This window comes from Streptomyces zinciresistens K42 (assembly GCF_000225525.1).
Classification (GTDB): Bacteria; Actinomycetota; Actinomycetes; order Streptomycetales; family Streptomycetaceae; genus Streptomyces; species Streptomyces zinciresistens.
This window is the reverse complement of the sequence record NZ_AGBF01000017.1, coordinates 1-17,601: the sequence shown is the minus strand read 5'-3', so window position 1 is coordinate 17,601 and position 17,601 is coordinate 1. Positions and strand designations below refer to the sequence as shown.

General features: G+C 73.1%; 15 protein-coding genes. 5 read left to right on the top strand and 10 right to left on the bottom strand.

Annotated features, from left to right (window positions below; translation table 11 throughout):
* The first annotated feature begins 199 nt into the window (after positions 1-199).
* The 3 genes from SZN_RS08455 to SZN_RS08445 are packed head-to-tail and all read left to right on the top strand — an operon-like array spanning position 200 to position 3,966.
* On the top strand, positions 200-1,285 hold the full coding sequence (locus SZN_RS08455) for a thiamine ABC transporter substrate-binding protein (protein ID WP_007493315.1): 1,086 nt from the start codon (positions 200-202) through the stop codon (positions 1,283-1,285).
* A complete protein-coding gene (locus SZN_RS08450; RefSeq protein ID WP_007493313.1) occupies positions 1,261-2,928 on the top strand; it encodes an ABC transporter permease in 1,668 nt (555 codons plus the stop codon). The genes SZN_RS08455 and SZN_RS08450 overlap by 25 nt, the downstream gene beginning before the upstream one ends.
* Positions 2,929-3,966 carry an ABC transporter ATP-binding protein gene (locus SZN_RS08445; protein WP_007493311.1) on the top strand — a complete coding sequence of 346 codons (1,038 nt, stop codon included), beginning with the start codon at positions 2,929-2,931 and terminating at the stop codon, positions 3,964-3,966.
* A 145-nt stretch (positions 3,967-4,111) separates the two neighbouring features.
* Here the strand turns inward: SZN_RS08445 and SZN_RS08440 are convergent, their stop codons facing one another.
* The 7 genes from SZN_RS08440 to SZN_RS08410 form a co-directional block, all read right to left on the bottom strand.
* Complete coding sequence (locus tag SZN_RS08440; protein WP_043729320.1) at positions 4,112-4,825, bottom strand: LAETG motif-containing sortase-dependent surface protein; 714 nt, start codon at positions 4,823-4,825, stop codon at positions 4,112-4,114.
* A 150-nt stretch (positions 4,826-4,975) separates the two neighbouring features.
* Positions 4,976-6,097: an LOG family protein gene (locus SZN_RS08435; RefSeq protein WP_043729314.1), complete on the bottom strand. Its 1,122-nt coding sequence runs from the start codon at positions 6,095-6,097 to the stop codon at positions 4,976-4,978.
* A 158-nt stretch (positions 6,098-6,255) separates the two neighbouring features.
* On the bottom strand, positions 6,256-6,675 hold the full coding sequence (locus SZN_RS08430) for a VOC family protein (RefSeq protein ID WP_007493305.1): 420 nt from the start codon (positions 6,673-6,675) through the stop codon (positions 6,256-6,258).
* A 119-nt stretch (positions 6,676-6,794) separates the two neighbouring features.
* Positions 6,795-8,165, bottom strand: coding sequence for a hypothetical protein (locus SZN_RS08425; protein WP_007493303.1), 1,371 nt, complete (start codon positions 8,163-8,165; stop codon positions 6,795-6,797).
* The gene (locus SZN_RS08420; RefSeq protein ID WP_007493301.1) at positions 8,147-8,887 is read right to left on the bottom strand and encodes an ABC transporter ATP-binding protein; all 741 of its coding nucleotides are present in this window, start codon (positions 8,885-8,887) and stop codon (positions 8,147-8,149) included. Before SZN_RS08420 ends, SZN_RS08425 begins: the two co-directional genes overlap by 19 nt.
* A 181-nt stretch (positions 8,888-9,068) precedes the next feature.
* Positions 9,069-10,442: an aspartate aminotransferase family protein gene (locus SZN_RS08415; protein ID WP_043729309.1), complete on the bottom strand. Its 1,374-nt coding sequence runs from the start codon at positions 10,440-10,442 to the stop codon at positions 9,069-9,071.
* Positions 10,443-10,461: 19 nt separating this feature from the next.
* Positions 10,462-10,977, bottom strand: coding sequence for an Lrp/AsnC family transcriptional regulator (locus SZN_RS08410; RefSeq protein ID WP_007493296.1), 516 nt, complete (start codon positions 10,975-10,977; stop codon positions 10,462-10,464).
* Positions 10,978-11,168: 191 nt separating this feature from the next.
* On the opposite strand from SZN_RS08410, the gene SZN_RS08405 reads away from it, so the two are divergent.
* Both SZN_RS08405 and SZN_RS08400 read left to right on the top strand, forming a co-directional pair.
* Positions 11,169-12,608, top strand: coding sequence for a gamma-aminobutyraldehyde dehydrogenase (locus tag SZN_RS08405; protein WP_007493295.1), 1,440 nt, complete (start codon positions 11,169-11,171; stop codon positions 12,606-12,608).
* 259 nt (positions 12,609-12,867) lie between these two features.
* Positions 12,868-14,058 (top strand): polyamine ABC transporter substrate-binding protein, encoded by a 1,191-nt coding sequence (locus SZN_RS08400; RefSeq protein WP_007493292.1) that lies wholly within the window; start codon positions 12,868-12,870, stop codon positions 14,056-14,058.
* Positions 14,059-14,096: 38 nt separating this feature from the next.
* Here the strand turns inward: SZN_RS08400 and SZN_RS08395 are convergent, their stop codons facing one another.
* The 3 genes from SZN_RS08395 to SZN_RS08385 form a co-directional block, all read right to left on the bottom strand.
* A complete protein-coding gene (locus SZN_RS08395; RefSeq protein ID WP_007493290.1) occupies positions 14,097-15,455 on the bottom strand; it encodes a diacylglycerol/lipid kinase family protein in 1,359 nt (452 codons plus the stop codon).
* 209 nt (positions 15,456-15,664) lie between these two features.
* Complete coding sequence (locus tag SZN_RS08390) at positions 15,665-16,354, bottom strand: glycerophosphodiester phosphodiesterase (protein ID WP_043729303.1); 690 nt, start codon at positions 16,352-16,354, stop codon at positions 15,665-15,667.
* A 44-nt stretch (positions 16,355-16,398) separates the two neighbouring features.
* A complete protein-coding gene (locus SZN_RS08385) occupies positions 16,399-17,460 on the bottom strand; it encodes an adenosine deaminase (RefSeq protein ID WP_007493287.1) in 1,062 nt (353 codons plus the stop codon).
* Between the last annotated feature and the right edge of the window lie 141 nt (positions 17,461-17,601).

The window sequence follows — 17,601 nt, the reverse complement described above, 5'->3', positions numbered from 1 at the left end:
TTTCACATCTTCATATTCCGACAGGGGAGCGCCACAGCGCTGAGAGTGCGGCAATCGGGCCGCAGACCCTCTGAACCTCGCCCAGGTCATTCTGGGTAGGAAGTTCGGTCATCACTCAAGCTGTTGCGCCCTGCCCGGGAGCCGAAGGGCCTCCCGGGCAGGGCCGCGTCTCTTCCTGGTCAACCCCAGGAGGAATCCAGTGAGCATCACCAGGAAGGCCACGGTCCTCGCCGTGGGACTGGGTCTCGTCACGCTGAGCGCGTGCGGATCGTCCGGCTCGGGCGGCGGCGGCTCCGCGGCCGGGAGCAGGACCGTGACCCTCGTCAGCCACAACTCGTGGGCCGTCTCCAAGGGCGTCCTCGCCGCGTTCGAGAAGCGGTCCGGCTACCGGGTCAGGGTCCTGGAGGACGGCGACGCCGGGCAGGCCGTCAACAAGGCCATCCTCACCAAGGACAACCCCCAGGGCGACGTCTTCTTCGGCGTCGACAACACCCTGCTCTCGCGGGCGCTCGACAACGGCCTGTTCCAGTCCTACCGGCCCAAGGGCTACGACACGGTCCGGCCCGCGTACCGGGTTGACGGGGACCGGAACCGGGTCACCCCCGTCGACACCGGCGACATCTGCGTCAACTACGACAAGGCGTACTTCAGCCGGCGCGGGCTGACCCCGCCCGCCTCCCTGGACGACCTGGTCAAGCCCGCGTACAAGAACCTCCTCGTCACCGAGAACGCCGCCACCTCCTCGCCCGGCCTCGGCTTCCTGCTCGGCACCGCCGCCCGCTACGGCGACGACGGCTGGCAGGACTACTGGAAGAAGCTCAAGGCCAACGGCGTGAAGGTCGTCGACGGCTGGGAGCAGGCGTACAACGAGGAGTTCTCCGGCTCCGCGGGCGGGAAGAAGGCCAAGGCCGACCGGCCGCTCGTCGTCTCCTACGCCTCCTCGCCGCCCGCCGAGGTGATCTACGCCGACCCCCGGCCCGAGACGGCGCCGACGGGCGTGGCGAGCGGCACCTGCTTCCGCCAGGTCGAGTACGCGGGCCTGCTCAGCAACGCGAAGAACACCGCGGGCGGCAAGGCGTTCCTCGACTTCCTGCTCGGCAAGCCCTTCCAGGAGGACATGCCGCTGAACATGTTCGTCTACCCCGTGGTCGAGGGCGCCCGGGTGCCTCCGGAGTTCGCGCGCTACGGCCCGCAGGCCGAGAACCCCGCGACCATGGCCCCGGCCAGGATCGCCGACAACCGGGACGACTGGGTCACGTCATGGACCTCGCTCGTCCTGAGGTGACGGCACCCCGCCGCGGGGGCGCGGCGGTGCGGCTCGCGCTCATGGCCGTACCCGTCGCGTTCTTCGCCGCCTTCTTCGCCTACCCGGTCGCCGCGATCGTGACCCGGGGGCTGAAGGCGGACGGCGTCTGGCGGTTCGGCCGGCTGTGGGACGTGCTCGGGGCGCCCGACATCCGGCACGTCCTGTGGTTCACGACCTGGCAGGCCCTCGCCTCCACCGCGCTGACCCTGCTGATCGCGCTGCCGGGCGCCTATGTCTTCGCGCGCCTCGACTTCCCCGGCAGACAGGCCCTGCGCGCGGTGGTGACCGTGCCCTTCGTGCTGCCGACGGTCGTCGTGGGCACGGCGTTCCTCGCGCTCGTCGGACGCGGCGGGCTGCTCGACGAGCTGTGGGGCGTACGGCTGGACACCACCGTGTGGGCCATCCTGCTCGCGCACGTCTTCTTCAACTACGCCGTCGTCGTGCGGACCGTCGGCGGTCTGTGGGCGCAGCTCGACCCTCGGCAGGAGGAGGCGGCGCGGATGCTCGGCGCGTCCCGCCTCGCCGCCTGGCGGACCGTCACCCTGCCCGCCCTCGGGCCCGCCGTGGCCGCCGCCGCGCTGATGGTCTTCCTGTTCACCTTCACCTCCTTCGGTGTGGTGCAGATCCTCGGCGGGCCGGCCTTCTCCACCCTGGAGGTGGAGATCTACCGGCAGACCTCCGCGATCTTCGACCTGTCCACGGCCGCCGTCCTGACCATCGTCCAGTTCCTGGCGGTGGGCGCGATCCTCGCCCTGCACGCCTGGACGGTACGGCACCGGGAGAGCACCCTGCGCCTGGTCGACGCCTCCGGCACCGCGCGACGGCCGCGCGGAGCGGGGCAGTGGGCGCTGCTCGCCGGGGTCCTGGCCGTGATCGCGGTCCTGATCCTGCTGCCGCTCGCGGTGCTGGTGCGACGCTCGCTGAGCGCCCCGGACCTCGGCTACTACCGGGCCCTGACCCGTACCGACGGCGGTGTCTTCCTCGTCGCGCCCATCGAGGCGATCGGCACCTCGCTGCGGTACGCGGTCGTCGCCACCCTCATCGCCGTGCTGATCGGCGCGCTCGCGGCCGCCGCGCTGACCCGGCGCGACGCCGGCCGGTTCGTCCGGGGCTTCGACGCGCTGCTGATGCTGCCGCTCGGCGTCTCCGCGGTGACCGTCGGCTTCGGCTTCCTGATCGCCCTGGACGAGCCCCCGCTCGACCTGCGCGCCAGCTGGATCCTGGTGCCGCTGGCGCAGGCGCTGGTCGGCGTGCCCTTCGTCGTGCGCACCATGCTGCCGGTGCTGCGCGCCGTGGACGAGCGGCTGCGCGAGGCGGCGTCCGTGCTGGGCGCCTCCCCGTGGCGGGTGTGGCGCGAGGTCGATCTGCCGATGGTGCGCCGGGCCCTGCTGATCGCCGCCGGGTTCGCCTTCGCCGTGTCCCTCGGGGAGTTCGGCGCGACCGTGTTCATCGCCCGGCCCGACAACCCGACGCTGCCGGTCGCGGTCGCCCGGCTGCTCGGGCGGGCCGGAGACCTCAACTACGGCCAGGCGATGGCCCTTTCGACGGTGCTGATGGTGGTGTGCGCGGTGGCCCTGCTGGTGCTGGAGCGGCTGCGCACGGACCGGACGGGGGAGTTCTAGATGAGTCTGCTGAGCCTCGACGGCGCGACCGTGCGCTTCGGCGGGCGGGCGGTGCTGGACGCGGTCGGCCTGGAGGTCGCCGAGCACGAGATCGTGTGCGTGCTCGGGCCGAGCGGCAGCGGCAAGTCGACGATGCTGCGGGCCGTCGCCGGTCTCCAGCCCCTGGACGCCGGACGGGTGGCGCTGGACGGCCGGGACCAGGCGGGCGTGCCGGCCCACCGGCGCGGGGTGGGGCTGATGTTCCAGGACCATCAGCTCTTCCCGCAGCGGGACGTCGGCGGCAACGTGGCCTTCGGGGTGCGGATGCGCGGTGCGGGCAAGGCCGAACAGGCCCGGCGCGTCGCGGAGTTGCTCGATCTGGTCGGGCTGCCCGGGGCGGCCGGCCGGGCCGTCGCCTCGCTCTCGGGCGGGGAGCAGCAGCGGGTGGCGCTCGCCCGCGCGCTCGCGCCCCGGCCGCGGCTGCTGATGCTGGACGAGCCGCTGGGCCAGCTCGACCGCTCGCTGCGGGAGCGGCTCGTGGTCGAACTGCGCGAGCTCTTCGGGCGGTTGGGCACCACCGTGCTCGCGGTGACCCACGACCAGGGCGAGGCGTTCGCGCTCGCCGACCGGGTGGTGGTGATGCGGGACGGCCGTGTCGCGCAGAGCGGTACGCCGCTGGAGGTGTGGCAGCGTCCGGCGGACGCGTTCGTGGCCCGCTTCCTCGGCTTCGACAACGTGGTCGAGGGCACCGTCGCCGGGGTGGCCGCCGACACCCCGTGGGGCAAGCTGCCGGTCGGTGAGGACGCCGCGCAGGGCACCCGCTCGCTGCTGGTCCGGCCGGCCGGCGTACGGCTCGTGGCCCCGGACGAGGGGCTGCGCTGCACGGTCGCGGCGCGCACGTTCCGCGGTACGCACGTCGCCGTCGCCCTCCAGCCGCCGGACGCCCCCCGCCTGGAGGCGGCGTGCGCGCTGCGGGACGCGCCCGCGGTCGGGGACGTTGTCGGCGTGCGGTTCGAGGCGGCGGAAACCGTCGTGCTCGGGGGAGCGGCGCCCGCGTAGGGTGCGGCCCGCGACGCTGCTCGCACACGATCGCTACCGTGACGAGATCGCCCACCAGGCCCGCGGCGGCGACGGCCGTCCGCGAGACGGCCGAGGCCCGCCCCCGGTGCGGGGACGGGCCACGACGCTGCCGGGCGGGCGCGTGTCAGCGGTCGCTGTTCGCTCCGCGGCGGCGCAGCCCGAAGAAGACCGCGCCACCGCCGACCGCGACGAGCGCGACCGCGATACCGGCGATCAGCCCGGTGTTGGAACCCGCCCCGGTCTCCGCGAGGTTGGAGTCGCCGACCGCCGGGGACGGGGCGTTGCTCGCGCTCTCCGCGGGCGCGGTGCTCCCGCTCTGCGAGGGCGCCGGCGACTCGCTCTCCTCGGCCGGGGCCGAGGCGGAGGCCGGGGCCGAGGCGGACGCGGAGTCCGACGGGGTCGGGGAGGCGGACGAGGCGGGCGGCTTCTCCCCGTCCTTGGTGCACGCCGTCGACGGCGTCGTCAGGTTCGGCTTGATGTCCGCGTTGACGTAGCCGGCTGCCTCGACGCGCACCCGGTACTCGGCGTTCGGCTCCCAGTCCTCGGCGAAGGTGATCGTCTTGCCTTCGCGCGAGCCCTTGACCTTCTGCACGCCGACCTTCTTCAGGTCGGCGCCGTTGTTCTGCAGGAAGACGGTCACGGTGGCCTGGACTCCGCTGGCGTCCACGTCGGTCACGGTGATGACGCCTTTCGCGCCGTCGCACTTGGCTTCGGCGGAGAAGTCCCTGATGTCGCAGGCGAGCGCGCTGCCCGCGACGGAGAGGGTGAGCGCGGCCGCGGCGGAGGCCACGCCCAGCGCGCGCACGGAACGCGCGACGGTACGGCGGTCTATGGACACGTTTGTCCTTACGGGAGGTGCACCACTGAGGGGGGTTCGGCGAGGCCGGTGACGCGACACCGCCGGCCCCGGGAGACTCACAGGTCTATAAGCGTCGCATAAGCAATGTCAACGCGTAGGCAGCCTAAGGGCGTTGGCTTTGCCGTCTTATTAACCGCCCAGACGTTTCAAGGCGTCCGGAGCCTCGTCGATCCGGTCGACGAGGGCGATCCGGGCCTCCATCGAGCGCCCGCGCGCGAGGGATCGCAGCAGCGGCCAGGCGGGCAGGGTCTCGGTCCAGTGCGCCCGGCCGACCAGGACCATGGGCGTGGGTTCGCCGCGCGACTCGTAGTAGTTCGGCGTCGCGTTGTCGAAGATCTCCTGGAGTGTTCCGGCGGCTCCCGGGAGGAAGACGACACCCGCGTTCGACCGCGCGAGCAGCCCGTCCTCGCGGGTGGCGTTGGCGAAGTACTTGGCGATGTGGGACGCGAACGGGTTCGGCGGCTCGTGGCCGTAGAACCAGGTCGGGATGCCGACGGAGCGCCCGCCCCGCGGCCAGCGCGCGCGGACCTCGAACGCGGCCGCCGCCCACTCGGTCACCGAGGGGGCGAACCGGGGCGCCTTCGCCAGGATGCGCAGCGCCTCGCCGAGGGTCCCGTCGTCGAACGGGGCCGCCCACGCGCCGAGGTTGGCCGCCTCCATCGCGCCCGGCCCGCCGCCGGTGGCGACCGTCAGACCCGAGCGGGCCAGCTCCCGGCCGAGCCGCGCGGCGCCCTCGTACTCGGGCGTGCCGCGCAGCATCGCGTGGCCGCCCATCACCCCCACCACCCGGGCGCCCGACAGGAGTTCGTCCAGGGCGTCCGAGACGGAGTCGTCGTGTACCGCGCGCAGCATCGACGCGTACACGTCGCGGTCGCCCCTGGTCCGCTGGAACCAGGCGTGGGCGCGGGCGTCGGGAGTGCTCTCGTAGCCGTCGGCAAGGGAGGCGAAGAGGTCGTCGGGGGAGTACAGCAGGCCGCGGTACGGATCGAAGGGCAGGTCCGGGACGGGCGGGAAGACCAGGGCGCCGCCGGAGCGGACCTTGGCCGCGGCCTCCTCGCGCATCGGGCAGCCGAGGAAGACGGCTCCCGTGGTGTCCGTCGTGAGCAGTTCGCGCGTACGGTCCGTCAGGTCGACTGCCTGGACCCGGAATCCGGCCAGGGTGCCGCGCGCCGAGACGGTCGCGTCGAACTCCTCCAGCGTCTCTATCTCGCGGTCGTCGTGGTGGGCCGCGTGGGCGGGCATCGTCTGCACCCGCCCATGCTAGGGCGTGTTTCGGAAGTCCCTTCTGCCAGTCCCGTCTGCCCTGCAGACGACGCTGCTTCCGGGACACGCCCCAGGGCCGCGGCCGCGAGGCCCGCCCGGCGCCCGGCTCGGCACCGGGCGCCGGGTGCCGCGTGCCGTTGCCGTCCTCAGCCCTCGACGGCCGCCGGGTCCATCCAGACGACCTCCCAGGTGTGGCCGTCGAGGTCGTCGAAGGCGCGGCCGTACATGAAGCCCGGGTCCTGCACCTGGTCCGAGACCGTGCCGCCGGCCGCGGCGGCCTTCTCGACCAGCTCGTCCACCTTCTCGCGGCTCTCGGCGCTCAGGCAGAGCAGCACCTCGCTGGTGGTCGCGGCGTCGGCGATGTCCTTCTTGGTGAAGGTCGCGTAGAACGGCTTGGTCAGCAGCATCGCCACGATGGTGTCGCTGATCACCACGGACGCCGCTTTGTCGTCGCTGAACTGCGCGTTGATCGAGAAGCCCAGCCCGGTGAAGAACTTCTTCGAGGCGTCGAGGTCGTTCACGGGCAGGTTCACGAAGATCATCTGCTGGTAGGCGGGGGCGCTCATCGTAGGTCTCTCCCATCGGGGTGGTCGCTGTACGCAGGGGTAGACCGGGCCCGGCGCCGGAACTCATCGCGGCCCGGCGGCCTTTTTCCCACGGGCCCGGCGTGCGTTCCGCGCGGGCGTCAGCGTGCCAGGGGCAGGGCCGCCAGGTGGGCCACGGCCAGAGTCAGCGGGACGAACAGCAGGAGCAGGGCGCAGGCGCGCAGCACGGCGGCGTTGCGGAGCGTCGCGGTCGGGGCGCCGAGGCGCAGCAGGGCGGCCGTGGTGTCGGCGCGGTCCTGCCTGGCCTCGACGGCTGCCGTGAGCAGGGTCGCCACCGCGCAGCCGATGACGACGACGGCGCCGAGCGTGCTGAGCGGGCCGAAGGCGGCGGAGGCCGCGTCACCGGAGACCAGGGCGCTCGCGTACGCGGCGGAGGCCACCGCGCACACCACGCCGAGCGGGCGGCCGATCCGGGTGGCCTCCGCCATCAGCCCGCGGCCCGCCAGGAGACGCAGCGGCCCCGGGCGCACGGCCTGCACGAGGCGGCCGCACAGGTGGGTGAGGCCGGGCGCGGCCAGGGCGAGCCCCAGGGCGGTGAGCAGCCAGCCGGCCAGGACGCCGGTCGGCCCGGTGGGCAGTGCGGCGGGCAGGACCGGGCCGCCGTCGCCCGCGCGGGCGGCGTAGCTCTCCACGGCGAGTCCCGCCGCGAGGACCGCGACACCCCACGGCAGGCCCCTGGGGGCCGGGCGCGGCGGGACCGGCCCCGGCAGCCGCGCCGACTCCTCCTCGGGCCGGTCCGGAGAGCGCCCGTCTGCGGTGAGCGCGTCTGCGGGCGCCTCCCCGGCGGGCGCGGCCCCGTTCACCTCGGCGGCGGCGGGTTCGCCGCGCCGCCGGCGCGCGCCGAACCGGCCGTACGCGCCGAACGTCTCCCGGCGTCCGGGCCTGTCGTGTCCGCCGACGCGGGGGAGCGGTCCCGCCGCCCCGGTGCGGGCCGCGACGGGCTCCCCGGGGCGCAGCACCACGGCCACCGCCGCCGACGCGGTCACCGGGACCAGGGCGAGCAGGGTGAGCGCCGCGGGCAGGGGCAGCGGGCTGTCCGCCGCCAGGGACGCGGCGGCGGCCCCGTCGAAGGGCATGCCCGTCAGGTCGCCCCGCAGGTGCAGGAAGACCAGCAGCGCCAGCATCGAGCCGAGGGCGCAGGCCAGGGCCGTCGTGGCGGCCGAGAGCAGCGTGAGGCGCAGCGGGCCGAGGCCGACGGCGTCGAGACCGGGCCGGGGCCGGGTGCCGGGGTCGGTGCGGGCCACCGCCGCCGCGAAGTGGATCGTCGAGGCCAGCGGGGGCAGGCACCAGACCAGCCGCAGGCTCGCCTCGGCGGGGGACTCCGGGTGGGACATGGCGTAGCCGAGGGCGCACAGCAGCAGGAAGCCGGTGCCCGCCGACGCGGCCGCGACCAGCAGCCGGCGCAGCTGTACGGCGGGCCGGGCGCCGCGGCTCAGACGGAGAGCGAGCACGCGGCGCGGCCTTCCGGCTCGGTGACGGGCGGCAGGTGCACCGTGTTCACCCGGCGTCCGTCCAGGAGGGTGAGGGTGCGGTCGGCGAAGGCCGCGCTCTCCGCGTCCTGGCCGGCCAGGACGACGGTGACGCCGTGCGAGCGGGCGGCGTTGGTCAGGGTGCGCAGCACCTGGGTGCGGTCGGCGCGGTGCAGGGGAGCCGTCGGCTCGTCGGCGAACAGCACGGTCGGCGCCGGGGCCAGCGCGCGGGCGATGCTGACGCGCTGGCGTTCGGCCCGGACCAGCTGGTGCGGGCGCTTGCGGGCCAGCGCGCCGATGTCCAGGCGCTCCAGCCACTCCGTCGCGGCCGTCTTGGCGCGGCGCCGGCCCGTGCCGCGCAGCATCAGGGGCAGCGCGGCGTTCTCCCAGACGTTCAGCTCGGGCACGAGCGAGGGGGTGGGGTCGATCCAGGCGAAGCGGTCGCGGCGCAGCCGTTCGCGGGCCTGCGCGCCCATGGTGTGCACCGGGACGCTGTTGAACCAGATCTCGCCCTGCCGCGCCGGGGCCTGGCCCGACAGACAGCGCAGGAGGGCCGTCTTGCCGCTGCCGCGCGGGCCGGTGACGGCGAGGATCTCGCCCTGCTGCACACCGAGCGAGACCCCGCTGAGCGCGGGCGAGCCGTCGCGGTACGAGAAGTGCAGGGCACGTGCCCAGAGCACGTCGTTGTCCGGCGGAGCCACCATGGCGTACACCTCGGTTCAGATCCGTAGTTCCCGTGCCGTTCCCCCGTGCGGGGGAACGAGGACAGGGCCGATCGGTTACCAGGCACGCTAAGGATCGAGCCGCCGGACGCCGGACAGCACGCGGCGGGGGTGCGCCCTTCTCACTCCTACGGGCGCACCCCCGCCGCCGGACCGCGTCGGGTCAGAGCTTGGTCCACGCCTCCGACAGCGTCCCGCGCAGGATCTGCTCGATCTCGTCGAAGGTCTCCTGGTTGGAGATCAGCGGCGGGGCGAGCTGGATGACCGGGTCGCCGCGGTCGTCGGCACGGCAGTACAGGCCGTTCTCGAAGAGCTTCTTGGAGAGGAAGCCGTACAGGACGCGCTCGGTCTCCTCGTCGTTGAAGGACTCCTTGGTGGCCTTGTCCTTGACCAGCTCGATGCCGTAGAAGAAGCCGTTGCCGCGGACGTCGCCGACGATCGGCAGGTCGTGGAGCTTGTCGAGCGTGCCGCGGAAGGCGGCCTCGTTGTCGAGGACGTGCTGGTTGAGGTTCTCGCGCTCGAACAGGTCGAGGTTGGCGAGGCCGACCGCGGCCGACACCGGGTGGCCGCCGAAGGTGTAGCCGTGCAGGAAGGTGTTGTCGCCCTTGTAGAACGGCTCGGCGATGCGGTCGGAGACCAGGCAGGCGCCGATGGGGGAGTAGCCCGAGGTCATGCCCTTGGCGCAGGTGATCATGTCCGGGACGTAGCCGAACTTGTCGCAGGCGAACATCGTGCCCAGCCGCCCGAAGGCGCAGATGACCTCGTCCGAGACGAGCAGCACGTCGTACTGGTCGCAGATCTCGCGCACCCGCTGGAAGTAGCCGGGCGGGGGCGGGAAGCAGCCGCCCGCGTTCTGCACGGGCTCCAGGAAGACCGCGGCGACCGTGTCGGGGCCCTCGAAGAGGATCTGCTGCTCGATCTGGTCGGCGGCCCAGCGGCCGAAGGCCACGGGGTCGTCGCCGTGGATCGGGGCGCGGTAGATGTTGGTGTTGGGGACCTTGTGGGCGCCGGGCACCAGCGGCTCGAACGGGGCCTTGAGGGCCGGGAGGCCGGTGATGGACAGGGCGCCCTGCGGGGTGCCGTGGTAGGCCACCGCGCGGGAGATCACCTTGTGCTTGGTGGGCTTGCCGACCAGCTTGAAGTACTGCTTGGCGAGCTTCCAGGCGGTCTCCACCGCCTCACCGCCGCCGGTGGTGAAGAAGACCTTGTTGATGTCGCCCGGCGCGTGCGCGGCGAGGCGGTCGGCCAGCTCCACGGCCTTCGGGTGCGCGTAGGACCAGATCGGGAAGAACGCCAGCTCCTGGGCCTGCTTGAAGGCGGTCTCGGCCAGCTCGACGCGGCCGTGGCCCGCCTGGACCACGAACAGCCCGGCGAGGCCGTCGAGGTAGCGCTTGCCCTGGTCGTCCCAGATGTAGGTGCCCTCGCCCCGGACGATGGTCGGGACGGGCGCCTTCTCGTAGGAGGACATCCGCGTGAAGTGCATCCACAAGTGGTCGTACGCGGTCCTGCTGAGGTCCTGAGGGCTCTCGGTGCTCACGGTTATCGGGTCCTCACGGTTATCGGGTGCCCCACATGTAGGTCTGCTTCTTGAGCTTGAGGTAGACGAAGCTCTCCGTCGAACGCACGCCGGGCACGGCCCGGATGCGCCGGTTGATGACGTCCAGGAGGTGGTCGTCGTCCTCGCAGACGATCTCCACCATCAGGTCGAAGGACCCGGCCGTCATCACCACGTACTCGCACTCGGACATGGCGGTGAGGGCGTCGGCCACGGACTCCACGTCGCCCTCGACGTGCACGCCGACCATCGCCTGCCGGCGGAAGCCCACGGTGAGCGGGTCCGTGACGGCGACGATCTGCATGACGCCCTGGTCGAGCAGCTTCTGCACGCGCTGGCGCACGGCCGCCTCGGACAGGCCGACGGCCTTGCCGATCGCGGCGTACGGCCGGCGGCCGTCCTCCTGGAGCTGTTCGATGATCGCGAGGGAGACGGCGTCCGGCGGGGAACCGCCGTTCCTGGACTCGCGGGAGTCCCTGTGCTCTGCGCTTCGACTGGCCACGACGTCACTGTGCACGACGTCTCGACAGTTCCGCAAGGTCGAAGCGATGAAATTCGTTGTTTACGTGACCGATGCTTGCGGATTTCGCAGCCTTGGCGGGATCAGGGGTGTTGAAAACGTGGGGGTGCCGACTAGGGTGGATGTCTCAGCAACTGGACAACCAGGACTGACAGCCAACAGCAGTGACACCTGACAGGAGGCCGGCAGTGAGCACCGAGCTGCGTCGTCTGCGCAACTACATCGACGGTGGGTTCCGGGACGCCGCCGACGGACGGACCACCGAGGTGGTCAACCCCGCGACGGGCGAGGCGTACGCGACCGCGCCGCTGTCCGGACAGGCGGACGTGGACGCCGCGATGGAGGCCGCCGCACGGGCCTTCCCCGCCTGGCGCGACGCGACCCCCTCCGAGCGCCAGAAGGCCCTGCTGAAGATCGCGGACGCCTTCGAGGAGCGCGCCGAGGAGCTGATCGCCGCCGAGGTGGAGAACACCGGCAAGCCGATCGGCCTGACGCGGTCCGAGGAGATCCCGCCGATGGTCGACCAGATCCGCTTCTTCGCGGGCGCGGCGCGCATGCTGGAGGGCCGCTCGGCCGGCGAGTACATGGAGGGCCTGACCTCCATCGTCCGCCGCGAGCCGATCGGTGTCTGCGCCCAGGTCGCGCCGTGGAACTACCCGATGATGATGGCCGTGTGGAAGTTCGCGCCGGCCCTCGCCGCGGGCAACACGGTCGTCCTCAAGCCGTCCGACACCACCCCCGCCTCGACCGTGCTGATCGCCGAGATCGTCGGCTCGATCCTGCCGCAGGGCGTCTTCAACGTCATCACCGGCGACCGGGACACCGGCCGCCTCATGGTCGAGCACCCCGTCCCTGCGATGGCCTCCATCACCGGTTCCGTGCGCGCGGGCATGTCCGTCGCCGAGTCCGCGTCCAAGGACCTCAAGCGGGTCCACCTGGAGCTGGGCGGCAAGGCGCCGGTCGTCGTCTTCGAGGACACCGACATCGCCAAGGCAGTCGAGGACATCTCCGTCGCGGGCTTCTTCAACGCCGGGCAGGACTGCACGGCCGCCACGCGCGTCCTCGTCCACGCCTCCATCCACGACGAGTTCGTCCGGGCGCTGGCGAAGGCCGCCGCCGACACCAAGACCGGCCTGCCCGACGACGAGGACGTCCTCTTCGGCCCGCTCAACAACCCCAACCAGCTCAAGCAGGTCGCCGGGTTCATCGAGCGGCTGCCCGCCCACGCCAAGGTCGAGGCCGGCGGCCACCAGGTCGGCGACCGGGGCTACTTCTACGCCCCGACCGTGGTCTCCGGTCTGAAGCAGGACGACGAGATCATCCAGAACGAGGTCTTCGGCCCGGTCATCACCGTGCAGTCCTTCGCGGACGAGGCGCAGGCCGTCGAGTGGGCCAACGGCGTCGAGTACGCCCTCGCCTCGTCGGTGTGGACCAAGGACCACAGCCGCGCGATGCGGATGTCCAAGGTCCTGGACTTCGGCTGCGTCTGGATCAACACGCACATCCCGCTGGTCGCGGAGATGCCGCACGGCGGCTTCAAGAAGTCCGGCTACGGCAAGGACCTCTCGGCCTACGGCTTCGACGACTACACGCGCATCAAGCACGTCATGACGTCCCTGGACGCGTAGCGCCGCAGCAGGCGGCGTTCGCCCCGTCGCGACGCCCGGCACGTCCTCTCGCCGCACCGGGAGCACGCACCGGACGCCGCTCCCTGACGGGCGGCCCTGCCTGCCGGGGCAGCAGCCCCGGCGGCGTGCCGCGGCCCCGGTCGGGTGAAGTACCCGCCGGGGCCGCGCCGTTCCCGATCGACAACGTGTCCGGCCGATGGCGCTCCACTCGACAGGGCGTCGATTGCCGCGGCGCCGGACGCGGCGGCATGCTGCGGCCATGGCCCCCTCCCCGCTCAACTCCCCGCCGTCCCGTCGGACCCTGCTGCGCGCGCTCGATGCGGGCGCCGCGCTCGGCGGGCTCGCCGGCTGCGGGGTACGGCCGGCCTACGTGGCGCCCGCCGACCGGGCCGCGCCCGACGCCTCCGCCACCGAGCGCCGCCTGACCTGGGCGAACTGGCCGCTCTACATCGACACCGACGACGCGGACACCACCCGGCGGCCGACGCTGGAGGCGTTCGAGAAGCGCACCGGGATCTCCGTCGAGTACATCGAGGAGATCAACGACAACGACGAGTTCTTCGGCAAGATCAGCCCCGCCCTGATGAACCGCCGGCGCACGGGCCGCGATCTCATCGTCATCAGCGACTGGATGTGCGCCCGCTTCGTCCGCCTGGGCTGGGTGCAGCGGATGGACCGCTCGCGCCAGCCGAACGTCACCAGGTACCTGGACCCGCTGCTGCGATCACCGGCCTTCGACCCCGGTCGCGCGTACACCGTGCCGTGGCAGTCCGGGATCACCGGCATCGCCTACAACCGCCGCCGGCTGGGCCGGGAGATCCGGCGGGTCTCCGATCTGTGGGCGAGCGACCTGAAGGGCCGGGTGACGCTGCTGTCCGGGCTGGACGAGGCGTTCGCCCTGCTCATGCAGGGCAACGGCGTCGACATCACCCGCTGGACCGCGGACGACTTCCACACCGTCTGCGACCAGGTGGAGCGCCAGGTCCGCGCGGGCCGGATCCGCCGCTTCACCGGCAACGACTACATCAAGGACCTGTCGAGCGGCGACGTCCTCGCCTGCCAGGCGTACTCCGGCGACGTCATCCAGCTCCAGGCGGACGACCCCGACATCCGCTTCGTCGTCCCCGAGGAGGGCGCCGAGCTGTGGTCGGAGTCCCTGATGGTCCCGAACCTCGCCCGCCACAAGGCCAACGCCGAGCGGCTCGTCGACCACTACTACGACCCCGAGGTCGCCGCCCGGCTGGCCGCCTGGGTGAACTACGTCTGCCCGGTACCCGCCGCCCGTGACGTGCTCGCCGGCTCCCGGGACAAGGAGACCGCCGCGCTCGCCGAGGACCCGCTGATCTTCCCGGACGCGGCGATGCGCCGGCGCCTGGCCATCGCCCGGGACATCACCTCCGCCGAGCGGGTGGAGTTCGCCCGGCGGTGGAACGCGATCGCCGGGCTGTAGCGCGCCCCCGCCCCGCCCCGGTCCGGGCACCCGGTGCCTCAGCGGTCGTGGTGCCGGTGGCGGTGGCGCACCGCGGTGCGGCCCACCGTCGCCGCCAGCTTGCGCAGCCTGCGCCAGTCCAGACGGGCCTTGCGCCGGGGGACGCCGGGACGCCTGCGCGGGACGCGCACCCGCAGCGCGCCCGGTGCGATACGGCAGCGCACCGGCGTGGGCAGGAGGAGCGCCTCGCCGTCGATCCCGGCCTCGATCTCCGGGCGGTCGGCCTCCACGACCACCTCGGGCGCGGTGAGGATCGTGAGGCCGTGGGGGTGCGGGGCGAGCAGCAGGGCCGCGGCCTGGGCCGCGTTGTCGACGCGGATGCTGAGGACGCCCAGGGCGGCGGCGTCCAGGCGCTCGCGGTAGCCGAGGCCGAAGGGGTCGGCCACGCGGTAGACGTTGTTGCTGACCAGCACTGCCTGGGGGCACTCCAGCGTCGTCCCCGCCACGCGTGCGGTCAGCTGCGGGCCCTGCTGGCCGAGCAGCAGGTCGGGCAGCAGCTCCAGGCTGGTGCCGATCTTGGCCTCGCGGTAGCCGGGGCTCTGCACGATGGCGGCGTACGCCCCGAAGGACGCGTTGTTCACGAAGGGGCGCTCGCCCGCGAACCCGAGGTCCACGCGCAGTTCCACACCGTCGGTGAGGGCGTCGAGGCAGGTGGCGGGGTCCTCGCGGTCCAGGCCGAGGTCCATGGCGAAGTGGTTGCGGGTGCCGGCGCTGATCACCAGGAACGGCAGTCCGTGTTCGGCGGCGACGGCCGCGACCAGCGCCTGGGTGCCGTCCCCGCCCGCGACGCCGAGCAGGTCCGCGCCGTCCGCCACGGCCTGGCGGGCGAGCGCGGTGACGTCCTGGTGCCGCTCGGGGTCGAGCAGTTCGACCCGGGCGCCGAGCCGCTCGGCCTTCTCCCTGAGCCCGAAGCGGACGACCTTTCCGTCACCGGAGCGCGGGTTCATGATCAGGTAGGGCCGTCGCGGCGGCGGCGTCCTGCGCTCGCGCATCACCCGCACCCGTGAGCTGCCGGTGGCGCCCAGGGCGTACCGGCCGCTCCAGACCGCGACGGCCCACAGGGCCACCGACGCCAGCAGCGACCACAGCAGGGTGGCCGCGAACAGGGCGACCAGCGCGGCCGGCACCGTCACGGCCACCAGGGCCGCGATCCACCGCAGCGGGCCGCGCAGCGTCAGCGTCCACCACACGGCGACGGCGCTGACGGCGAGGCCCGCGGCCGCGGCGACGAGCAGCAGCAGACCGCCGAGACCGCCGTAGAACAGCGGAACGAGCAGTGCGAGCGCCGCGGCGAGCAGCGCCGCGCGCGCCGCCCACCGCTGCTTGAGATAGCCGCGCCCGCTCACGTCGACGGCCATGCTGCCTCCCGTTCACCCGTGGACATCGTAGGTCCGCTCCGTACACGGCTGCGCGGCCACGGCCCGGGTCAAACCCCGCCCGCGGAGGAGCTCCTGAACGCGTTCAACGACTGTCAGCGGTTGAACGCCGGGAAGGCGAAGCGCCGGACGACGGCCGCACCGTCCCCCTTCGCGTCGGTGGAGTCGACCGAGTGGACGACCGTGGGGGATCACCCCTGGGCGGACCTCAGGGAGAGCAGGACGTCCGGGCGGTTGGTCGTGATGGAGTCGACGCCCGCGTCCAGCAGGCGGCGCAGGGAGCGGCGGGTGTCCGGCGTCCAGACGGACAGCAGCAGCCCCGCCCGGTGGACCCGCTCGGCCAGCGCGCGGTCGACCAGGGGGAAGCGGTAGTTCAGCCAGCGGGGGCGCACGGCCGCCAGCAGGCCGGGGCGCGGCGGTGCCAGCGTCGTCCAGGTCAGGGCGATCTCGGCGGCCGGATCGGCCGCCCGGACCGCGAGCATGGCGGAGGCGCCCGCGCAGTAGTACACGCGGTCCTCGGCGCCGCACGCGCGCACCACGTCCACGATCCGCCGGGCGGCCCGCACATCCGGCGCGCCCGGCAGGTCGAGCATCAGCCGGCTCCCCTCGCCCGCGTCCAGCGCCTCCGCCAGGGTCGGGACCCCGCCCGCCGTCAGCCCGCGCACCTCGGCGGCCGACAGCGCGGCCAGCGGACGGTCGTGCTCCCACAGCCGCTTCAGCGTCGCGTCGTGCAGCACCACGGGAACGCCGTCCGCGCTCAGGCGTACGTCGATCTCCACGGCGTCCACGCCGAGGGCGCGCGCGGAGCGCAGGGAGGCGAGCGTGTTCTCGCGGACGCGGTAGGGGTCGCCGCGGTGGCCGACGACGGTCACGTTCTGCATGCGCACTTCCTGGTGCTTCCTGGTGGGGGGAGGGGTGCCGGGGTTCAGGGCGCGAGCCAGGCGGCGGTGTGGGCGTCGATCTCGGCGGTGATGCGGGCCTTGCCCGCCGGGTCGAGGAACGACGCCGCGACGGCGGCACGGGCGAGGTCCGCCAGCCCCCGCTCGTCGAGGTCGAGGAGGCGGGCGGCGACCGCGTACTCGTTGTTCAGGTCGGTGCCGAACATCGGCGGGTCGTCGGAGTTGACGGTGACGAGGACACCCGCCTTCGCGAACTCCCTGATCGGGTGCTCCTCGATGGCGCGGACCGCCCGGGTGGCGATGTTGGACGTCGGGCAGACCTCCAGCGCGATCCGGTGCTCGGCGAGGTGCGCCAGCAGCTTCGGGTCCCGCGCGGCGCTCGTGCCGTGGCCGATGCGCTCGGCGCGCAGATGGGTGAGCGCGTCCCACACCGTCTCCGGGCCGGTCGTCTCACCGGCGTGCGGCACGGAGTGCAGACCGGCCGCGATCGCCCGGTCGAAGTACGGCTTGAACTGCGGCCTCGGCACCCCGATCTCCGGTCCGCCGAGCCCGAAGGAGATCAGGCCCTCCGGGCGCACCCGGTCGTCGGTGGCGAGCCGCGCGGTCTCCTCGGCGGCCTGCGGCCCGGCCTCGCCCGGGATGTCGAAGCACCAGCGCAGCACCGTGCCGAACTCGGCCTCGGCCGCCTTGCGGGCGTCCTCGATCGCGTCCATGAACGCACGCTCGTCGATGCCGCGGCGGGTCGAGGAGAACGGGGTGATGGTGAGCTCGGCGTAGCGCACCTGCTGGCGGGCCAGGTCGCGGGCCACCTCGTAGGTCAGCAGCCGGACGTCCTCCGGGGTGCGGATCAGGTCCACGACGGACAGGTACACCTCGATGAAGTGGGCGAAGTCCGTGAACGTGAAGTAGTCCGCCAGCGCCTCGGGGTCGGTGGGGACCCGCGAGTCGGGGTGGCGGGCCGCGAGCTCGGCGACGATCCGGGGGGAGGCGGAGCCCACGTGGTGGACGTGCAGTTCGGCCTTGGGCAGGCCCGCGATGAAGGCGTGCAGATCGCGCGGGACGCGGGCGTCGACGAGACGGTCGGTCAAGGTTCCTCCCCGGGAACGGCGTTCCCGGCCGGGTGTGCGGCGGCGGGACGCGGGTGATCGGCTGATCGGTGGCTCGGGATCATCGTAGGCCGGGGCGGTGCCGCCGATCCGCGGGCCGTAGCATGACGGGACGTACGACAC

Excerpts from the sequence above, each read along its gene's own strand:
- SZN_RS08450 (WP_007493313.1), top strand. The coding sequence starts at position 1,261 with ATGGACCTCGCTCGTCCTGAGGTGACGGCACCCCGCCGCGGGGGCGCG.
- SZN_RS08445 (WP_007493311.1), top strand. The coding sequence starts at position 2,929 with ATGAGTCTGCTGAGCCTCGACGGCGCGACCGTGCGCTTCGGCGGGCGG.
- SZN_RS08430 (WP_007493305.1), bottom strand. The coding sequence starts at position 6,675 with ATGAGCGCCCCCGCCTACCAGCAGATGATCTTCGTGAACCTGCCCGTG.
- SZN_RS08420 (WP_007493301.1), bottom strand. The coding sequence starts at position 8,887 with ATGGTGGCTCCGCCGGACAACGACGTGCTCTGGGCACGTGCCCTGCAC.
- SZN_RS08400 (WP_007493292.1), top strand. The coding sequence starts at position 12,868 with ATGGCCCCCTCCCCGCTCAACTCCCCGCCGTCCCGTCGGACCCTGCTG.
- SZN_RS08395 (WP_007493290.1), bottom strand. The coding sequence starts at position 15,455 with ATGGCCGTCGACGTGAGCGGGCGCGGCTATCTCAAGCAGCGGTGGGCG.
- SZN_RS08390 (WP_043729303.1), bottom strand. The coding sequence starts at position 16,354 with ATGCAGAACGTGACCGTCGTCGGCCACCGCGGCGACCCCTACCGCGTC.